This window comes from Planctopirus hydrillae (assembly GCF_001707835.1).
Taxonomy (GTDB): domain Bacteria; phylum Planctomycetota; class Planctomycetia; order Planctomycetales; family Planctomycetaceae; genus Planctopirus; species Planctopirus hydrillae.
In genome coordinates, this window is record NZ_LYDR01000072.1 from 1 (window position 1) to 17,889 (window position 17,889).

Consider the following 17,889-nt stretch of genomic DNA (forward strand, 5'->3'; position numbering starts at 1 on the left):
CTACCCGAGACTCGATCTTCTTGAGAACACGAAACTTACGTCACGTCATCAGACTTGTAAAATCGTGGACGGCGTTGCATGGCACTTTAGCGAAGAGCATTGCACATCAGGTGATCGTCATCCTGAGATCGTTAAGCGTTGCCGAGTGGTGCGCTTTTGACCAACGAAACAGCCCTGTGGAGATCGGGGGGATTTCCACAGGGCTGCCAGGTGCGACAGGAACGTTATCAAGCTTGTTCAACAGGGATCGGAGGCCAGGTCGAACAAAGCCAGGTGATATCCCGCCTTATGGGAAGATTTGAACTCCGTTGACACGGAGTGAGCCAGTCGATGTTCCCGAGAGGAACTGGAAGGCGGTCCCAGCACCGGTGGTTCCGGTGAAGTTGACCAGGTTATTGGTTGTGATATCGTCACCGCCCACAAAGTTGACAGTTCCGGTGACTGTTTCGAAGACAATCCCCTCTTCAAAGAAGAAGAGAAGGTTGTTGGTAAAGGTCAAGTCGTTGCGGGCAATGAAGAAGGTGCTGCCACTGCCCACAGATTCAAACAGGAAGCCTTGCGATCCATCATCGGCATCGAGGGTTACGTTGTCAGTGAGATCAACCACCGAGTTGTTACCAATGTTGAAACGCATCGCCCGGTTGAAATCGACAAAGACATCCGGCGTATTAAAGTTCACGTTATTACGGGCGATGATCGCGTTGAGAACACCGGCTTGAGAGAATTCAAAACCCGTGGAGTTCTCACGTGTCGAATTGATGGTGTTGTCGAGAACATTGATCACGTGTGGCTGAAGGGTGTTGGTGGTGGCAAACCGCATCCCGATGCGTTCCGCACCGTTATTGGCACCTGTGATCGTGATCAGGTTCCACTGAGCCGCAGCCGAGAGAGCGTTGTTCCACTGGACGTTGACACCAGCTGCACCCGGGGTGATGGAATTGAGTGTGATTGTATTGCCATCGCTCGTGGCTGCTCCGGGCAGGAAAGTCACCAGATCGGTATTGTTCGGGCCACCCACTGTCAGGAACAGAGTGCCGACGTTGGTGTTTTCCGACTGAATGCGGACTGCGTCAACACCGTTCTCGGTAATCACGTTGCGTTGAATCAGCCATTGGTAACCAGTGCTGGTCTGTCCGGTGGGAGTGGTTTGTGAGAGTGCATTCGCACGGAGCAGAATTTCCGGATTGTTCGTATTGACGGCACCATTGTTGGTGAAGGTCATGTCGGCAATCTGGACAACATCCACATTGAGAGTTTCGACGCCGGATAAGCCGTTTGCAAAAATGTCCCCCGCTGTGGTGCTGCCAAAGACATTGAGCTGTCGCAGATTGCTGGCGAACACACCACGGCCGAGGTTGTCGTTGATGGTCATCCCGGTGAGGCTGACTCCACCAGAGTTTGTAGCGAGGACACCATCGGAATCACCATTCTGAATGGTACCACCGTCGCGGGCGACATCGGTGCCGGTGATCACGAACTGAGCATTGCCAGTCCCGCTGATCCCTGTGTTGTTAACCAGCCGGATACCGGCCCCGGTGGGTGTATCAGCCGAAGCTCCATCGAGAGTGATGACGTAACCAGAGTCTTCAATATCGATGGCCGAACGACCTGTTGTGACGAAAGTCGAGTCAATAAAGCCGTCGGCAATCGTCAGGCTCTGTGAGTCGCGAACGAAGAGGCCGATACCGTCGATGGTGGTAACATCGAGAGAGTTGAAGGAGATGTTCGAAGCGTTACCAATGATGTTGACACCGGCACCCTGGCCAGCCGGCCCGGTTGCATCAGTGACGATCACACTGCCGAAGACGACATTCGCGTTGTCGTTATCCTGCAGATCGATAGCCGGGCTGGTGCTGCCACCAGGGTTACCAATGCTGGTTGTTCCCAGGAAATTGACATTCGCGTTGTTGTCAATGACGCTGATGCCTGCCAGCCCGCGACCATTGATCCCGGTCGTTGTGGCGGCATTACCGAACGTGACAACAGCACTGTCATCGGTAATGGCAATACCGTTTTGTGCGATGTTCCCAGTGATACTGGTGATCCCACTGACAGTGAAGGCTCCTGTGTTGTTACTTCCCAGTGCGGTTTCACCGATGCGGATACCGTCGCCCGCACTGTCTTGAATCGTAATGTTCTGGAACAATGCACTCCCGGAGTTATTCTGGAAGTCGATGGCGGCATCACCCACTCCACCGAGGCCGGCAATGCTCAGTGGGCTGAAGAAGTTGACGTTGCCCGCATTGTTGTTGATGTTCACACCCTGTCCGCCGCGACCGCTGATCGTGACGCCGGTTGTACCTGACAGATCAGAGAAGGAAACCGTTGAGCCTGCGGCTGTATTCTGAATAAGAATCGAGTCGTCGCCGGCATTCGAAATATTGAGCGGGCCACGGAACGTCACGTTCCGGGAGGTATTGTTAACTAGGACGGCATTGCCAGTGGCATTGGAAATTGTGGCCGAATCGACGGTCACAATACTGGCGTTATTCTGAATCTGGACACCCAGGCCAGCATCGTTCGAGATCTGTGAGCCAGTCAGGTTGACAGATCCGCCCGTCATGCCTTGAACGAGCAGAGCGGCGCCACCTGTACTGGTAATGTCGAAAGCGGTTGAGCTGGAGTTCCCGGTGAAGGTGATGGTCGAGTTTCCGCCGATCACTTCCAGGGCGTTGGCATTACCATCCGGATCGGAAATGGTTGAGTTCTGGATACTCAATGCACCTTGAGTATTGTTAAGAGAAATTCCGGCTGAACCACTGCTGGAAACCGAGGTGTTGCGGATAAAGGACTGGCCGAGGTCGCCTGTCCCTACGATGCCGAAAGCACTTGGGTTATCGACGACAAAGCCGCTGAATTCTGTATTCGCAGCCAGTACGACACCATCACCAACCGTGTTCTGGATGAGTGGGCGATTGGTACCGGCGGTGGCCCGTGGCAAAAGGATGTTCCCCAACCCCTGAACATTCACGAGGTGGTTAACGCCATTTCCTTCACCCAGAACGCGAACACCCGATTCGAGATTAATCGTCCCTGGGTTGTTAAACACACTGTCGGCATGGACGAAGATGATATCTTCACCCACAATTCCTTGAGCTTCCTGGATGGTGTTCCAGGGATTCTCGACAGTCCCGTCTTCGAGGCCTGTGGCGTAGCTCGCCACATGTTGTACGTTGTAAGGGTTACCAGTGGCGGGGTTGATCGCGACGACATCTTCATCGACTACGCGATTTTGCGCGACAACCACGTTGTAGCTGCGACGGACGGGTGTGGTCATGCGATTGATCTGAGTGATCCGTTCGCTTTCACCCTGGCGGAAGCCACCAAATGTCCATTGCACGTTAAATGCCACGTTGGTCTTGAAGACCTGGTCATGCGCGACTTCAAGGCCGACGTTAATGCTGGGGATGACATCGGCAGAGAGTCGTCCCTTCCAACCCCAGAGAGTGGGCAGATTTTCTGACTGATAATGGTAGAAACCGCCAAAAGCGCGGAGATCGTGCCGCTCGAAGAAGCTGTTGAAGAATAGCGGCATGCCGACTTCGGCATCGAAACCTTTGGGAGCGAGACCGACAATGCGCTCGCGGTCGAAGAGAATTCGAGTATCCTGGAATCGCTGACTGCCAGTGACGACGCTCTGGCTGAGGAGCTGTTCAGTCGGCCCTACGGGGAAGTAGGCATTGACTCGTGCATCCCAATAGCGGCCTAAAGTTTCAAAACCAAAGCCGACATCACGGAAGGGAGCACCACTGGTTTCGTCGTAATCAAAATAGGCGTTCGCACCGATGATTCGGTCGTAGTTTTCCAGGTAGTAGCGGGCACCGCCACCGACGTTGGCTCCATAGCGATCCGAATTCGAGCGGAAGCCACGAAGATCACCGAAGAGCATGAAGTTTTCGATAAAGCCGTAGGGCATCAATTCGACAGGAGTGATGGAATCTTCACGTCCGATCCACGGACCAGTGAAGTGCCCGACGCGGAAGGCTGTCCCTAAGGCCTGGCCCTGCTGCGTTGAGGTTCCGCCTTCATACAGTGACGATCCGACATTCATGGTCGAATCGGCCAGCCAGTCCTGCGCCTGCACTGTGTTTTCGTATTCCACAGGGAGTGAGGAAACGGCCGTCAGGCATAATCCAGCCGAAAGCCAGCGAGTACGATGCTGGATCGCATGGGCGAACAATCGGCGCGCAAAATGAGACATCGAGACACCTCAGATGGTGGCGAAGGGCAGGCGCGAACAGGTGAGATCGGAAAGACTCATCCAGTTGAAGAAGAGGAACTCGACTATCCACTGGAAGGGTCGTGATCAGGACGGGAGTGAAAACTGAAAGATCGGAAAAGCATTCGAAAGGCAGGAACCTGAAGGCCGGGTTCCATGGATCAGAGATCCAGGCGGGCAAGAGATGGCAGAAGGCAAGTTGTCGAGAGTCGCTGCCATCGGTTCATCGCTGGGGGCGAATCGCCATGGCAAGAACAATCAACATTTGCGTTTTAGCGAGATCGAAAAGAAACGGGCAACGGCAATCAGGCCGGATCAAGCCCAAAATTCAGGAATCTTTGAATCCGAAATTTCAGGACTGAATCGTTTTCGGCGTTTTCAGCCGATGACCTGCCCAGAGAAGTACTTAAGGGCTGTTTTGAGGCAGAAATGACCACTCGGGAAAAGACGGCAGCATGCGGTCAAAGAAGATCTTGCTCAAGTCAACCAAAGCCCGGCATAAACTCTGGTTGTTGTGCCGGGCTCTGTGTTGAAGCGATATAAAGATTTAATGCAATTGGATTTGCGTCTACTTCCAATCGCTTTCCAGGACAATCCGGTAGCGGGCCTGCCCCGATTTCAGATGATCAAACGCTTTGTTGATCTCGCTGAGAGGGAATGCTTCCGTGACGGGAGCGATCTGGTGCCGCTCGCAGAAACTCAACATTTTGGCCATGGAAACCGGGCTGCCAGTGGGGGAGCCTGAGAAGGATTTCTGGCCCATAATCATCGGAAATGCAATCAGGCCAACAGGTTCCGCTATTGCACCCACAGTGTGCAACCGGCCGCGAGGGGCGAGCAAATTGATATAGAGTGGCCAGTTCAAAGAAACGTTGACCGTCGAAATGATCAGATCAAATGTTCCGAAATGCGGAGCCAGAGCCGCATCGTCGCGAGAATTCAGTACGCGGTGAGCACCCAGTTCGATAGCCTCATCACGCTTGGAATCGCTGGAGGTGAACGCGACCACTTCGCAGCCCCAGGCACGGGCAAATTTGAGTGCCATGTGCCCCAGGCCACCAATTCCCACCACTCCCACGCGGGCTGTGGGTTGAATGCCAAACTGCATCAGAGGATTGAAAACGGTGATCCCCCCGCAAAAGAGCGGCCCGGAGGTCAGCGGATCCAGCGCGTCTGGCAGCGGAAGAGCCCATTGGGCCTGGCAGCGCATTCTTTCGGCAAATCCGCCGTGTCGGCCCACAATGGTCCCTTCGGCTGCGGCACACATATTGTGATCGCCACTCATGCAGGTGGAGCAGGTCATACAACTTTGAGATGTCCAGCCCACCCCGACACGCTGCCCGATTCTCGTGGTATCGACACCTTCACCGACAGAGACGATTTTTCCAATGGCTTCGTGGCCGCCGACAAACGGAAACTGTGTCATCCCCCAGTCATTGTGGAGCATTGAAAGATCCGAGTGGCAGATTCCACAAGACTCGACCTGAACTTCAACTTGTCCACGGGGTAATTCTCCCCATTGGAATTCCATGACTTCAAGAGGAGCATTCAGACTTTTGGCAGCATAGGCTCGTACAGATTTTGTCATGAGGATTCCCAGCAATCACAACCATTCGACCGGGGCAACTTACCCACGCTTATTGTTTTGCACTTGAATAATCATTCAAGTGAAAATCTGGTGAGTTGATTCCTGAATGTCTTTCAATATGGCGTCATGACAAGGCCATAAGCTTTCAAAGGAACCATGCCGTCGGGAGAGAATTGAACCTGTGATCTGCAAACCTTATTTCTTCGAGGCTGGCAGGTCTTTGGTGAGTTCGAAGGTGTCGAACAATCGTCCTTCGGTGTCGTAGGCTTTGAATTGAATGGTGTTCTCAAACGCCGTGACATAGCAGTAATGGTAAGCCCGTTTGAAGTGGAGGCTGAACCAGGCACGCTGTGCAGCCGCTTGTTCGAGGTGTCCACCACCGCCACCACTGGTGATGTAGCGAACCCCTTTTTTCTGATTGATGGTCATCTGGTAGATGGGCCAGGTGCGTTCGTAAACGTGAATGTGGCCATTCCACGCGATATCCACGCCATACTTCTCATAGAGCGGAATGAGTTTCTGGGCATTGCGGTCGCCGTAAGTGGGCTGCCTTTCGCCTGCACCAGTTGTCAGGTTTCCATAATCGTCTGAATCGCTGGTGAAGCAGGGGTGATGGTGGCAGGTGAACTTCCAGGTGGCTGTGGATTTCGCCAGTTCTTTTTCCAGCCAGAGATACTGTTCCGACCCAGGATCGAGAGGCTTGTTGGAATCGATCATGAAGAACTGGGCATTCCCGTAGGTGAAGGTGTAATAGTATTCGGGCTTGGGAAGGCTGAAGTAGTCGTAGTACCAGTGGGCATTCTGTTCGTGATTGCCAATCGTAGGGAAGACGACCGTGTGTGCCATCAGATTGTGGGCAGGTTCGAACAGATCTTTGATCCACTGGTTTTTGGCAAAGCCATTATCGACGACATCGCCGCAGTGAATGACGAAGTTGGGCCGGAGTGCATAGAGTCCGTCGGCACAGGCTGCTGTAATGACCGGGTTGCGCTGGGTATCACCCACAATCCCGAAGGCCCACGGGCGGTCAACTCCAAAGGCCGTTTGAAAACTGTAGATTTCACTTTTGATCGATTGACCATCGGGAGATTCGCACTGCACCTGATAGTAGTAGATCGACCCGGGTGATAGATCTTTGAGAGGGACTTCCTGAATCAGCGATAACGTTTCGCTGGCGGCCTTCAAAGTGAATGGCTGGCGTAAGGCAAAGTTGACCTTGGTGACGGCCGGCCGTGATGTTTCGCACATGACGACAATCGATGTCGAAGTCACATGCTGCAGGTAAGGCTTCACGAGGAATTCGAGCTTGGTGTTATTGGGAGGGTTCCAGTTGATCAGGTTCTCGTTCTTTTTGGCGACGGCTGCAAAGTCGCTGGCAGGTAGCACCCGGCTGTAGACTTTCACTTCCTGAAAAGCGCCCTCCCAGCCGTGAAACTCATTGGAATCTTTGTAAGCCCCGATCACATAAGGTGACTTGGGTTCATAAAGAATCTCGCCCGATTGTGCCCTGGATTCATTCGCCAGCTTGCCATTGACGTAGAGCTTCATGGTCTGGCCGTCGTAGGTGCCGGCAATGTGATACCAGCGGCCCAGTTCGATGGGTTCTTTGGCTGTCAGATAGGTCATCAGGCCATTGCCGTCATCACTCCCTTTGCTGGCAAGGGCGAAGGAGAATTTTCCATTTTCATAGCCCAGAAGCCAGCCTTTCTCGTAATTGCCGGTATCTTCGAGGCAGCCGGCAATGGCTCCCCACTGGCCTGTCGATTTGAGATTCACCCACGCCGAGACAGTCATTTCTTTTTTGGGGAGCAGTTGACCAGCCGCCGCCACATTCTCGGCGATCAGCAGGTACTCATCTTTTCCATTGAAGACTAACCCCTCGGCTGGCCCGATGGTGACCGGCTGGGGTTTACCGACAAGCGTGGCTTTGGCCGAATGAGTTTGGTCTTCGACGCGGCCATTTTCAATACGATGACCACCGACAACAAAATGTGTCAGCAGGCCATCTTCTTCGAGATCCGGATGGGCCAGTAAAGAGTTGCCCATCACGACAACCGATAGACAAAGTGTGAAGCTCAGCAGTGTGGCCAGTTGCCGTTGGAACCAGGAAAATTGTGTGGAAGCCATCATCATTCTCTCGGGCATGGGTTCGTGCAAATAATCATTTTGCATGATCTTTAACGAAGATGTTCATTTCTGATGCTGCTGTCAATTGGTGGATCCAGCCATCGCGAAAATTTCACAGAAATGGCAAATGGCAGTTCTGCTCTGGCGATCAGCTTTCTGAATGGCTAAGACGGAAGGGAATGACGTTTGCCATGGTGCAAGGGATTGAAGTGCAGGGGATCGAGGTGCAGAGGATCGATTCGAAGAGGAGTCAGCAGACGAGATGACGATATTCAAAAAGATTATTGATAAAGAGATCCCGGCTGACATTGTTTATGAAGATGATCAATGCCTCGCCTTTCGGGATATCAATCCCCAGGCTCCCGTGCATGTGCTGATTATCCCGAAGCGGGAAATCCGTTCGCTCGCTGATATTGTGGAAACGGATCGGGAACTTTTGGGGCATTTACTGGTCGTTGCCAGCCGGATTGCCGCGAAGCTGCATCTGCATGATGGATATCGCACGGTGATCAATTGTGGTGCCCACGGGGGACAGACAGTGCATCATCTGCACATTCACCTGCTGGGGGGCAGAAATCTCGACTGGCCGCCGGGCTGATGAGCACTCTGTTGGAACAGGCCAGATGATTGCTGCAGGTTCAGAAGATCGTCTCGATGATCGCGACCCGGCCGGAGCGGAAGTGATCTCGCAGGTATTCATCTATCGAAAGGCACTCAGGAATACTCTCTGGATCGGCCCCATTGCAGGAGTGATTCACCTGTTACCATCGTTATATATACTGACGTTTGTCGCTTTGCATTTGATCAATTGGGGCGTGGCAAGATTCTCAATGACTCTCCTCAGGAGACCCGAAGACGGAATTCTCCTCGGGTATGTCTCCATCATGTTTACCTGTGGTGCTGCTCTCGTCGTTTGCCGACTCAGCTTTAAAGGCCAACCGTGGAACTCACTGCAGGTCAGTTACTGGAGTATGGCTATTCTGCTGAGCATTATGGTTCTATCGCCCTGTTGTATCATGGCTCCATTCTTTCTGTTTATGTTTCTGGAAGTGCGTGAATGCTACCTGGCTGGACGATTTTTAGTTAACAAAGGTTTTGATCTGAGGAATCTACCTGATTACTAAAGGGCCTGATCAGCAACGTAGAAGGACTGCAGGAGTGGGTCAGGACGATGTCGAAAAATTTCTTGATTATCAAGACCCCGAGGATGCGCAGATCGTTTCGGAGTTGTATGTTTACCGTAAAGCACTCTGGGGAAAACAGGCGATTTGTGTTTTCGTGGGGTTATCTCACATCGGATTGTTTTCGCTCCTTTTTCTGTGTGTGCTGAGTTTGAGTGGCCTCAGCATATCCTCTCTGCTGATGAACGTCTGGTTTCATACCGAAACGGTGGGGATATTGGCCTGTCTATTCGGGCAGATTATGCTGGGGGTAGGGCTGCTGATCAGTCGAATGGGTTTTGAAGTCAACCCTTGGGCTTCCATACAAGGCGGGTATTGGATCATGCTGCTGGTGTTGATTTCTTTGTTTCTCTCACCTTGCTGCCTCGTTGCACCGGTATATCTGTTTATGTTTCTGGAAGTGCGTGAATGCTACGTTGCTGCACGATTCCTGAAGAATAAAGGCTTCGATCTGATAAATCTGCCTGATTACTGACCGGGTCTCTCTTTACGAGGTCTTTATCTCTCTTGAATTTCGTCATGAAGTGCTGCGTCGGGTTTCGCAAAACATGGCTGCCCAGAACTGCTGGTTGAATGGCACACAGCAGAAGCGGAAGAGATGTTTAAGATATTGTTCTATCAGGAAGCACTCAGGAATACACTCTGGATCGGCCCTGTCGTCGGTACGATTCACCTATTGCCATCCTCTGGGTTTCTGCTGTTCACCGCGTGGCAGGTGAAAGATATGGGGGCGTCACAGTTTTTAACGTTTCTTCGCACGAGTCCGAGCTTTGGGCTTACTCTAGGATATATGTCCCTGGTATTTGCCTGTGCCGCCGCTCTTGTGATCTGTCGATTTTGTTTCAAAAATCATCCGTGGAGCTCATTGCTGGTTACTTACTGGAGTATGGCGATTCTGATGGTTTTGATGATCCAGGCACCGTGTTGTATTATTTTTCCATTGGATGTGTTTTTGTTTCTTCGAGTGCGGGAGTGCTATCTGGCAGCCCGGGAGTTAATTGACCTGGGTTTTGATTTGAGGAATCTGCCTGATTACTAACCAGTGTGATGATGCAAGGTCAAAGCCTATTCGGCTTTGATGCGATCCAGATCGACTCGATACATGAGCTGGTTGTATTCGTAGAGTGGTACGCTTTGGGTCAATCCGGAAAATGATCTGGTAAATGTCCCTTCAAAATAGATCATGCGGCCTTCCTGCTCGGAAAACTCCGGGTGTTGCAAGGGGTTATAGAAGGAATAATGGCCGTGAGTGGCCAGAAGGGTGGCTTTGCTCCAGGGGCCGGTGAGTGAAGGGGCTGCGGTCAACCAGACATTCCCCAGCATGGAGGCGGTTCGATCTTTTGATTTCTCACCATGAAGCTGTGAAAAAATTGTGATGTACTGTTTGCAATAGGGGTTCCAAGTGGTGGAGCCGTAATGAACTTCGATGGGCTTGCCAGTGGAGCGATCTGTCAGTGCGATGAGGCTTTCCTGTTCTTTGAGCAAACCCAGTTTGATCCATTGTTGAAGTCGAGCCGATGTGAGTGGTTTGAAACCGCGTTTCCACTCGTACTTCAAATGCCCCTTGGCATCGCGATCCAGAGCGGGCGCTTCTTCTGTCGAGTGGGCCGCTTCGCAGCTATAGCTTTCGTAGCGATCAATGGCTTGAATGGCTTCCCAGCTTTTCAGAACCCTTACCAGTGGGAAGGGTTGGCAGAAGTAAAGATAGCGATCGTTTCCGGGTTCGGTCGTCGTTTGCAGCACATGATTCTGTGAGATCGGGTAGAACGATTTTCCTGCGGGGAATTCGCAGAGTGGTTCAAACTGATTCTGCGTATCGTTCCAGACGGCTAACCCCCAGCGGTACGATTCGAGGCCGTTTTTAATCTTGGAGTAGCCGGCCACCATGCGCTCCTGGCTGGTCGTATCGCGGATGGTCAATAAGCCTCCCATCCAGGTGGGGCCATCTCCGGGCATGGGCATCATGGGTTTGACGGCACCATCCGGTTTGACGAAGTAGTGATAAAATGGCGGCTGTTGATCGAGAGGCGGGATTTCCGCAGGTAAAGGTGTGGTGGCACCTGTCATATGAAAGTTGCCGAGCGGATATTCGAGAGAAGGGGTATCTCCCCAGAACCAGTGAAGCTGATTCCGATATCTGGTAACGAGCACACTGTCGCAACCGGCAATGCTGGCTGCTGCGGCTGGTTCTTGAGGAAGATCAGGGATTTCCAGCCTGCGAGCGGCTCGAAAAATGCCGTGGCCCGTGGTGCGATAGAGTCTTTCGGCCAATTGCTGGCGCTCGAGTGATATCGTCACTTGTTTGCCAGATTCAACTTTGACTCGCTGGCCCGTGATGCCAAATCCATCTTTGGGAGCGAGATAACCAGGTGACTCGATGGTGAGATGAAGTTCCCGCCCCATGAGATCGGGTTGATCGATCACCACCCAGCCAGCACTGTCGGTGAACCACTTCTCGTGAGTGGTGGAAGTCAGTTCCACCAGAGGAATTCCGCGACCTGTCGCACGGTCGGTCATGCGAATACCGAAGGGTGCGTGGGCCGCTTGACAAGGATCGGCGAGGGACATGCCTGCCATCAGACAGAAGATCAGGCTCCAGGCGAAGTGTGCCAGTGGCCGCTCCATAATCAGAACCTTTGAAGTGCCGTGAAACCCGTTCGATAGTGAGTGGCTCACGGGCATGTTAAATTCAATGTGTGGTTGCGAAGTTTCTCAGGGTCGTCAGTTTCCGTTTGAGTTGTTGGTTGGCATGTCAGTTTACACGAATATTTCGACTTATCGTTTTGCCCCGCTGGCGGATTTGAAGCCCATGCGGGAAAAGCTGCTTTCGTTTTGCCATGCCCGGGAGCTGAAAGGGACAATTCTCCTCAGTACTGAGGGGATCAATATGTTCATTGCCGGCTTCCCGGAAAAGGTGGAAGAACTCCTTGAAGAGGTGAGGAAGATCCCGGGGTTGGAAGGTTTGCCAGCCAAGTACAGCCCGAGTGATCATCAGCCCTTCACGCGGATGCTCGTGCGGATCAAGCGGGAGATTATCGCCTTTGGGCTTCCGGAAATTGACCCCAGTCGGCAACCCGCACCAAAGCTTTCACCCAAAGAACTTAAGGCCTGGCTGGATGAAGGCCGCCCGGTCACGTTGCTCGATACTCGCAATGATTACGAAGTGAAACTCGGGACCTTCGAAAACGCGATTGATCTCAATCTGGCGACGTTCCGCGATTTTCCTGAGGTATCGCGCCAGAAGCTGCCACCGGAACTGAAGAAGCAGCCAGTCGTCATGTTCTGCACGGGAGGGATTCGCTGCGAAAAGGCTGGCCCGTTCTTTGTCAAAGAAGGTTACGAGCAGGTCTATCAGCTCGATGGCGGCATTCTGAAATACTTTGAAGAGTGTGGCAGTGCTCACTATCAGGGGGAGTGTTTTGTTTTTGATCAGCGGGTGGGAGTGGATCCCAATCTGGAGGAATCATCGACGACACAGTGTCTCAGGTGTCAGACGCCACTGGTGCCGGAGGAACAGGCCGATCCACGTTATGTGATCGGTCAGTCGTGCCCCTACTGTTTCAAAACGTCAGCCGAGGAAATGGAAGACCGGCTGCGGGAACGTGAACGAAAGCTGCAGGGATTGATCCATCCGTTGCCCGGGTGTGTGCCTTATGTGAATGATCGACCTTTGCAGGTGTCTCTCAAGCATGCCGGGCTGACTGTGCGGGAATTCCTGCAGCAGGTGTTGCCTCATCTGGAAGCGGGCGTGTGGGAAAGTGCCGAGTTGGAAGGTCGGCTGCTGAGCGAGACATTCGCGCCCATGCGGCTCGATGAGACAGTGCAACCTGGCCAGCGGATCATTCATCGTTTGCCGGGCACGCTAGAGCCTGCGGTGAATGCCGATATTCGCTGGCTGTATGAAGACGAGTCGATCGTGGTGATCCACAAGCCGGCACCACTCCCTGTGCATGCCAGTGGCCGGTTTCATCGCAACACGCTGCAATATCTGCTGGCACAGATCTACGATCCGCAAAGTCCCCGGGCAGCCCATCGGCTGGATGCAATGACGACGGGAGTGCTGGTGTTATCGCGAACGCGGCACATGGCGGGGCGATTGCAGCCACAGTTCTCTCGGCGGGAAGTCGAAAAGGTCTATCTGGCCCGAGTTCAGGGCGAGCCTGCCGAGGAGAGCTTCGAATGCCATGCACCCATGACAGATGTGGCCGGGGTGATGGGTTCACGCGAGATTGACGAATCGGGAGGAGTCGAAGCGAGTACTCTCTTCCGGCTGGTCCAGCGACTGGGGGATGGAACGAGCCTGTTGGAAGTGCGGCCCATTACTGGCCGGACCAATCAGATCCGAGTCCATTTGTGGCATTTGGGACTGCCGATTCTGGGAGATCCTCTCTATCTGCCCGGCGGTGAACTGGCGACAGAACCTAAGGATTCTGAGCAGGTCATGTGTCTGCATGCCTCGCGAATTCGTTTCCAGCATCCGGTGGATCGATCAACACGGGAGTTTACGGCTCCACCGCCGGCATGGGCCGGTGAGGTTTTGTCAGTGTTGTGATTGACCTCTCTCCAGGTGAGTTCGCTGGGAGATATCGTACTCAGGTGGAGTACCATGCATCGCCATGAAGTGCCATGCTTCGCGGCTTTGAGCGAGCATGCCTTAATGGCTTTCAACACCTCTTGTAGGAATCGCAATCTGAAATCGCGTGTTGAGGTTCTCAATCACATGCTTGCCCCAAGCTGCAAGCATCGCACTATTTCCAATTGGAATCCCCGTTGCATGACATGACCGCTCGTCAATGACATCATGCTGATGTATGACGATTGATCGTTACTTGGCGGGCCATTCGTTGTCGCAGGCATCGCAGCGGAAGCCAATGAGTGTGGCTGTGCCGGGGATGGGCTGGCCATTGCGATTGACCATGGCGTCGTCGAGTTCCACGGGCTCGACAATGGGATGGGAGCAATCGGGGCAGCAACGGTTCAGGTAGAGCGTGCGGGCACGGTCGAGCACCGAGCTGTTGACGGCATCGTGCGTTGGGTACGAATCGCTCGCAGCGAGAAAATGAGGGGCGCGGATCGTGGTCTGAGGAAATCGACTGGAACGGGATGGCAACTGAGGACGCCGCATGGTTCGCTCGGGGGCGATATCCATCTGCAGCGGAGTGAAGGGGACAATCAACTCTTCTGCATCGCTGACAGCATCAGGCCAGTAAACACGCAATCGGCTCATGGTCGGGCATCCTTGCCAAAAGTGACTTTGAAAGCACCGGGATCATCTTGACCTTGGTACACGCCGCTAATGCGACGAGTCTTTCTTCACTTATGAAGGAAATATCGCCCAGCGAGCGTGCCCGCAAGAGCGTCAATGGCAGTTTTTTTGGTAAAAGTTGCAAAAATCGCCGAGTCATATTTATCCAGTTGCGCTAAATCACCTGGGTTTACAAAAAATGCGTTTTCTTGACTGCTGGTGGGGAGAGTTTGCTGCCGTATGGCGTGACGCTCATGGATCGTGAACCGACGACTTTGAGGAAGGCTCGCATTGGAGGAATGGCCGAAATCGTTCGATCATTTTTTCGCCCAGACCACGGACTCGAACAAGATCGTCGACGCTCTGGAAGGGGCCTCGTTCGTCGCGGTCGGCCACAATCCGGCGAGCCAGTGTTTCACCGATTCCATCTAACTGCAAAAACTCGATCCAGTTTGCCGAGTTAATGTCGATCTTCAGCGGGATTGGTTCTCCCTGAAGGGTTTCGACATGCACCAGTGGATTTCCCACGACGTAATGCCAGACAAAACGTCCGCCCGCGAGGCCAACCAGCAGGAGAGCCAATCCCAAAACCACCAGCGCATCGCCATGCGTCATACCGCAGAAGCGAACGGGAGTTTCGCTATCGCCTGGTTGCGGTGCCAGATTCGTGCTGTTTTGTTGATGGGGTGGAGTTTCAGAACCCATGACAGTTTTCCTGTTACAGGATTGCCAATGGGTTGCGACGTTCTTCGAGCGTGCCGCGAGTGACACCGACACGATTCATCGCGCTCAGCGATTGCCAGACTTCGCGGCCTTTTCTTTGACCATCGAGCAGTGCCTGATATTCACAGATCGTTCTGCGGATGGTCTGACGATCCTGATTGAGAAACTCCAGGCGGAAGTTTCTCACCCCATGCTCCAGCAAATCTGGAACGACCTCGGCAGCACTTTGAGGCTGGGCATTGAACAGCGTATTCCGGCAACCGACATCGGCTGTGAGGGGATGCTGCATACCCACACGGTCACGCAGCTCGACAAAGTGGTTGTCACAAGGGCGGCCGCAGTTTGTTTTATTGGTTCCCGGCGAAAGGACTGCACAGAAAACACAATGCTCCATATGGAACATGGGCATCTGCTGGTGAATGACGACTTCGAGTCGTTGCGGACGGGCGGCACGCACGAGATCGAGGAGTTGTTCACGGTTCAGATCGTAGGAAAGGGTCAGCCGTTCAGGACCAAAGCCTTCGAGGTACTCGGCTGTCAGTTCATTCGCGCAATTGAGCGAGAAATCGATCACGAAGGGGATGTTTTTACGAGTACAGAAATCAATCCCTGCGAGATTTCGTACCAGAAAACCAGCGGGGGCATGCTTGGCCATCGCGGTAAAAATGGGGTATTCGCCCGGCTTCTGAATGCGTGGCGTGGCCAGCCAGACTTTCACTCCCTGCGAGCGTCCCCAGTCGGCGGCGTGGCGGTATTCGCGAATATCAGCGAAGTCGACATACACGCCACCAAGTTGTGCCTGGCCGGGCAGCTCAAGCTCAGCGGGGACAAGATGCTCCAGTTGTGCAGGCTGCCGCACCATGACGAAAAGTTGCGGGAGAAGAGCCTGAACTGCTGCGGTCGAATTCTCTTCGGGAAGTAGGCTTTCGAGGCGCGATTGCTGCAGACGCCGGCGCCAGGTGTTGAGAATAGGCTGCGTGGCTGTGGGATGACTCTCCGGAATCGCCAGAGCTTCGAGAAGTTGGCGGATGAGTTCCTGCCTGACTTTGGAAAGGAGGCTCATGGGAACCATCGGGCCACCCACAATCTCGGCGGAGAGAGTGCGTATCGCAAAAGGGGTATGACCCAGACGCCCTAACTGCTCGAGCAGATAGGATTCAGTGACTGCATGTTTTGTGGCTACAGGAAGTGGTTCGGTCGAGGTGACGACGATCGTCGGCAGACTCGTGCCATCCTGACGATAGAGACAAGCAGAGACTTGCAGGACTTCACCCGCTCGAGCTACCACCTGCAGATCGAGTGGCATGCGGGCCATCGCTTCCGGCCCGGTGAATGTGCGGCGAAGCTTTTGAATCAGTTGCGGGTCATCGGTTTTCCAAAGTTTCTGCTCGGGCAGGATCTTTGAGAAATCAATGGCACCAGTGGCGAACTCCACTTCGACCAGTCCAGCTTCGGCAGTCCCTTCAAATCGTAATGACTGGCCATTCTGCCGAGGTGTCAAGAGTTCGTAGACGCGGCCACCTTGCTCTTCACCCGTGGTGCGGTCGCCATCGAAGACGACGCCATCGCCACGACTGAGCGGGCTTTCGAGTCTGAGCAGAATGCGCGGTGGGGTCACGCGCAACACTTTTCCCAGCAGCACACCTCGCTTACTCGAAGAAAGGCCCGGGACAAGTTCTTTGTGATCACACCCTTTCAACCAGCCTGTCGAAAAGCCTCGTGAGAAGCTCAATTCCATTTCGCGGCGAACTTCAGGTGTCCATTGAGGAAGCTCGCCCATCGTGCTGCGATCAATCGCATCACGATAATGCCTGGTGATGTTCGCCACATATTCAGGAGTTTTTAAGCGGCCTTCGATCTTGAAGGAGATCACTCCCGCTTCGATGAGTTCGGGAGTCAGTTCGTAAGCAGCCAGATCCTGCGGACTGAGCAGATAGCGGACACTGCCGAGATCAACATCCTGCCCATCGCAGATCAGTTCGTAGGGTAAGCGGCAAGCCTGAGCGCATTGGCCCCGATTGGCACTGCGGCCACCCAACGACTCGCTTGTCAGGCACTGTCCGGAATAGGCGACGCATAACGCTCCATGCACAAACGCTTCCAGTGGCATACTGGTCGCGGAATGCAGTTTGCGGATCTCATCGATAGAGAGTTCCCGGGGGAGTACAACCCGGCTGATCCCCAACTCCTTTGCAACTTCGATGCACTCTGCGCTGGTGAGCGTCATCTGGGTCGAAGCGTGGATGGGGAGAGCAGGGCAGATGGCCTGGCATAAGCGGGCTGCACCTAAATCCTGCAGAAGAACAGCGTCGACTCCTGATTCGGCACATAGCCTGACAATGGACTCAAACTCTTCAAGCTCTTCGGAAAAGATCAGCGTGTTGAGTGTGACATAGCCGCGAACACCGCGACTGTGCAGTTCCTGCATGACTTCGGGGAGATCGGTCGTGGCAATGTTGGTGGCTCTGGCCCGGGCGTTGAAGCCGCACTGCAGGCCGAAGTAGACAGCCGTAGCGCCATTTTCGATGGCGGCTCGAATGGCTTCGCGGCTGCCTGCCGGTGCGAGCAACTCGGGACGTAAGCCGAGACTTTTGCCAGTTTCATGTCCTGGGGCGGAGAGCAGAGTCACTATCGGAAAACTTTCTTGTCACAGAACGTCGAATTCGCACGGGAGGATAGTTGCGGCTGGAAAATCGATGTTTCCGTCAATTCCACATGGAAATGCCAGAGGATTGTCAAAGTCTCCGGCATCTGGCGAAAAGAGAACCCAGCCAGGAACCAGACTGCTCCGGCAATATGCATTGTA

The 17,889-nt window shown here is 53.6% G+C and carries 12 protein-coding genes; 5 read left to right on the top strand and 7 right to left on the bottom strand.

The window, feature by feature from the left end:
* Positions 1–286: 286 nt before the first annotated feature.
* From A6X21_RS10285 to A6X21_RS10300, 3 genes are all read right to left on the bottom strand, one after another.
* The gene (locus tag A6X21_RS10285) at positions 287–4,201 is read right to left on the bottom strand and encodes an inverse autotransporter beta domain-containing protein (RefSeq protein WP_110766454.1); all 3,915 of its coding nucleotides are present in this window, start codon (positions 4,199–4,201) and stop codon (positions 287–289) included.
* Positions 4,202–4,787: 586 nt separating this feature from the next.
* On the bottom strand, positions 4,788–5,807 hold the full coding sequence (ahr, locus tag A6X21_RS10295) for an NADPH-dependent aldehyde reductase Ahr (protein WP_068847745.1): 1,020 nt from the start codon (positions 5,805–5,807) through the stop codon (positions 4,788–4,790).
* Between the two features lie 195 nt (positions 5,808–6,002).
* Complete coding sequence (locus tag A6X21_RS10300; RefSeq protein WP_165603754.1) at positions 6,003–7,934, bottom strand: LamG-like jellyroll fold domain-containing protein; 1,932 nt, start codon at positions 7,932–7,934, stop codon at positions 6,003–6,005.
* 262 nt (positions 7,935–8,196) lie between these two features.
* Here A6X21_RS10300 and A6X21_RS10310 point away from each other — a divergent pair, with 262 nt between their 5' ends.
* The 4 genes from A6X21_RS10310 to A6X21_RS10325 all read left to right on the top strand — a co-directional run bounded on the left by A6X21_RS10310 (position 8,197) and on the right by A6X21_RS10325 (position 10,154).
* Positions 8,197–8,532, top strand: coding sequence for a histidine triad nucleotide-binding protein (locus A6X21_RS10310; protein ID WP_068847693.1), 336 nt, complete (start codon positions 8,197–8,199; stop codon positions 8,530–8,532).
* Positions 8,533–8,557: 25 nt separating this feature from the next.
* Positions 8,558–9,058 (top strand): hypothetical protein, encoded by a 501-nt coding sequence (locus A6X21_RS10315; RefSeq protein ID WP_068847694.1) that lies wholly within the window; start codon positions 8,558–8,560, stop codon positions 9,056–9,058.
* Positions 9,059–9,092: 34 nt separating this feature from the next.
* The gene (locus A6X21_RS10320) at positions 9,093–9,590 is read left to right on the top strand and encodes a hypothetical protein (protein WP_068847695.1); all 498 of its coding nucleotides are present in this window, start codon (positions 9,093–9,095) and stop codon (positions 9,588–9,590) included.
* A 123-nt stretch (positions 9,591–9,713) separates the two neighbouring features.
* Positions 9,714–10,154: a hypothetical protein gene (locus tag A6X21_RS10325; protein ID WP_068847696.1), complete on the top strand. Its 441-nt coding sequence runs from the start codon at positions 9,714–9,716 to the stop codon at positions 10,152–10,154.
* A gap of 26 nt (positions 10,155–10,180) precedes the next feature.
* On the opposite strand, the gene A6X21_RS10330 is transcribed toward A6X21_RS10325, so the two are convergent.
* Complete coding sequence (locus A6X21_RS10330; protein ID WP_131818285.1) at positions 10,181–11,797, bottom strand: glycoside hydrolase family 183 protein; 1,617 nt, start codon at positions 11,795–11,797, stop codon at positions 10,181–10,183.
* Between the two features lie 67 nt (positions 11,798–11,864).
* Here A6X21_RS10330 and trhO point away from each other — a divergent pair, with 67 nt between their 5' ends.
* Positions 11,865–13,667, top strand: coding sequence for an oxygen-dependent tRNA uridine(34) hydroxylase TrhO (gene trhO, locus A6X21_RS10335; RefSeq protein ID WP_068847746.1), 1,803 nt, complete (start codon positions 11,865–11,867; stop codon positions 13,665–13,667).
* A 273-nt stretch (positions 13,668–13,940) separates the two neighbouring features.
* Here trhO and A6X21_RS10340 read toward each other — a convergent pair whose 3' ends face one another.
* From A6X21_RS10340 to A6X21_RS10350, 3 genes are all read right to left on the bottom strand, one after another.
* Positions 13,941–14,342 carry a hypothetical protein gene (locus tag A6X21_RS10340; protein ID WP_068847698.1) on the bottom strand — a complete coding sequence of 134 codons (402 nt, stop codon included), beginning with the start codon at positions 14,340–14,342 and terminating at the stop codon, positions 13,941–13,943.
* 270 nt (positions 14,343–14,612) lie between these two features.
* Positions 14,613–15,065 (bottom strand): ComEA family DNA-binding protein, encoded by a 453-nt coding sequence (locus A6X21_RS10345; protein WP_083233529.1) that lies wholly within the window; start codon positions 15,063–15,065, stop codon positions 14,613–14,615.
* A 13-nt stretch (positions 15,066–15,078) separates the two neighbouring features.
* Positions 15,079–17,712 (bottom strand): U32 family peptidase, encoded by a 2,634-nt coding sequence (locus A6X21_RS10350; protein ID WP_068847699.1) that lies wholly within the window; start codon positions 17,710–17,712, stop codon positions 15,079–15,081.
* Positions 17,713–17,889: the final 177 nt, after the last annotated feature.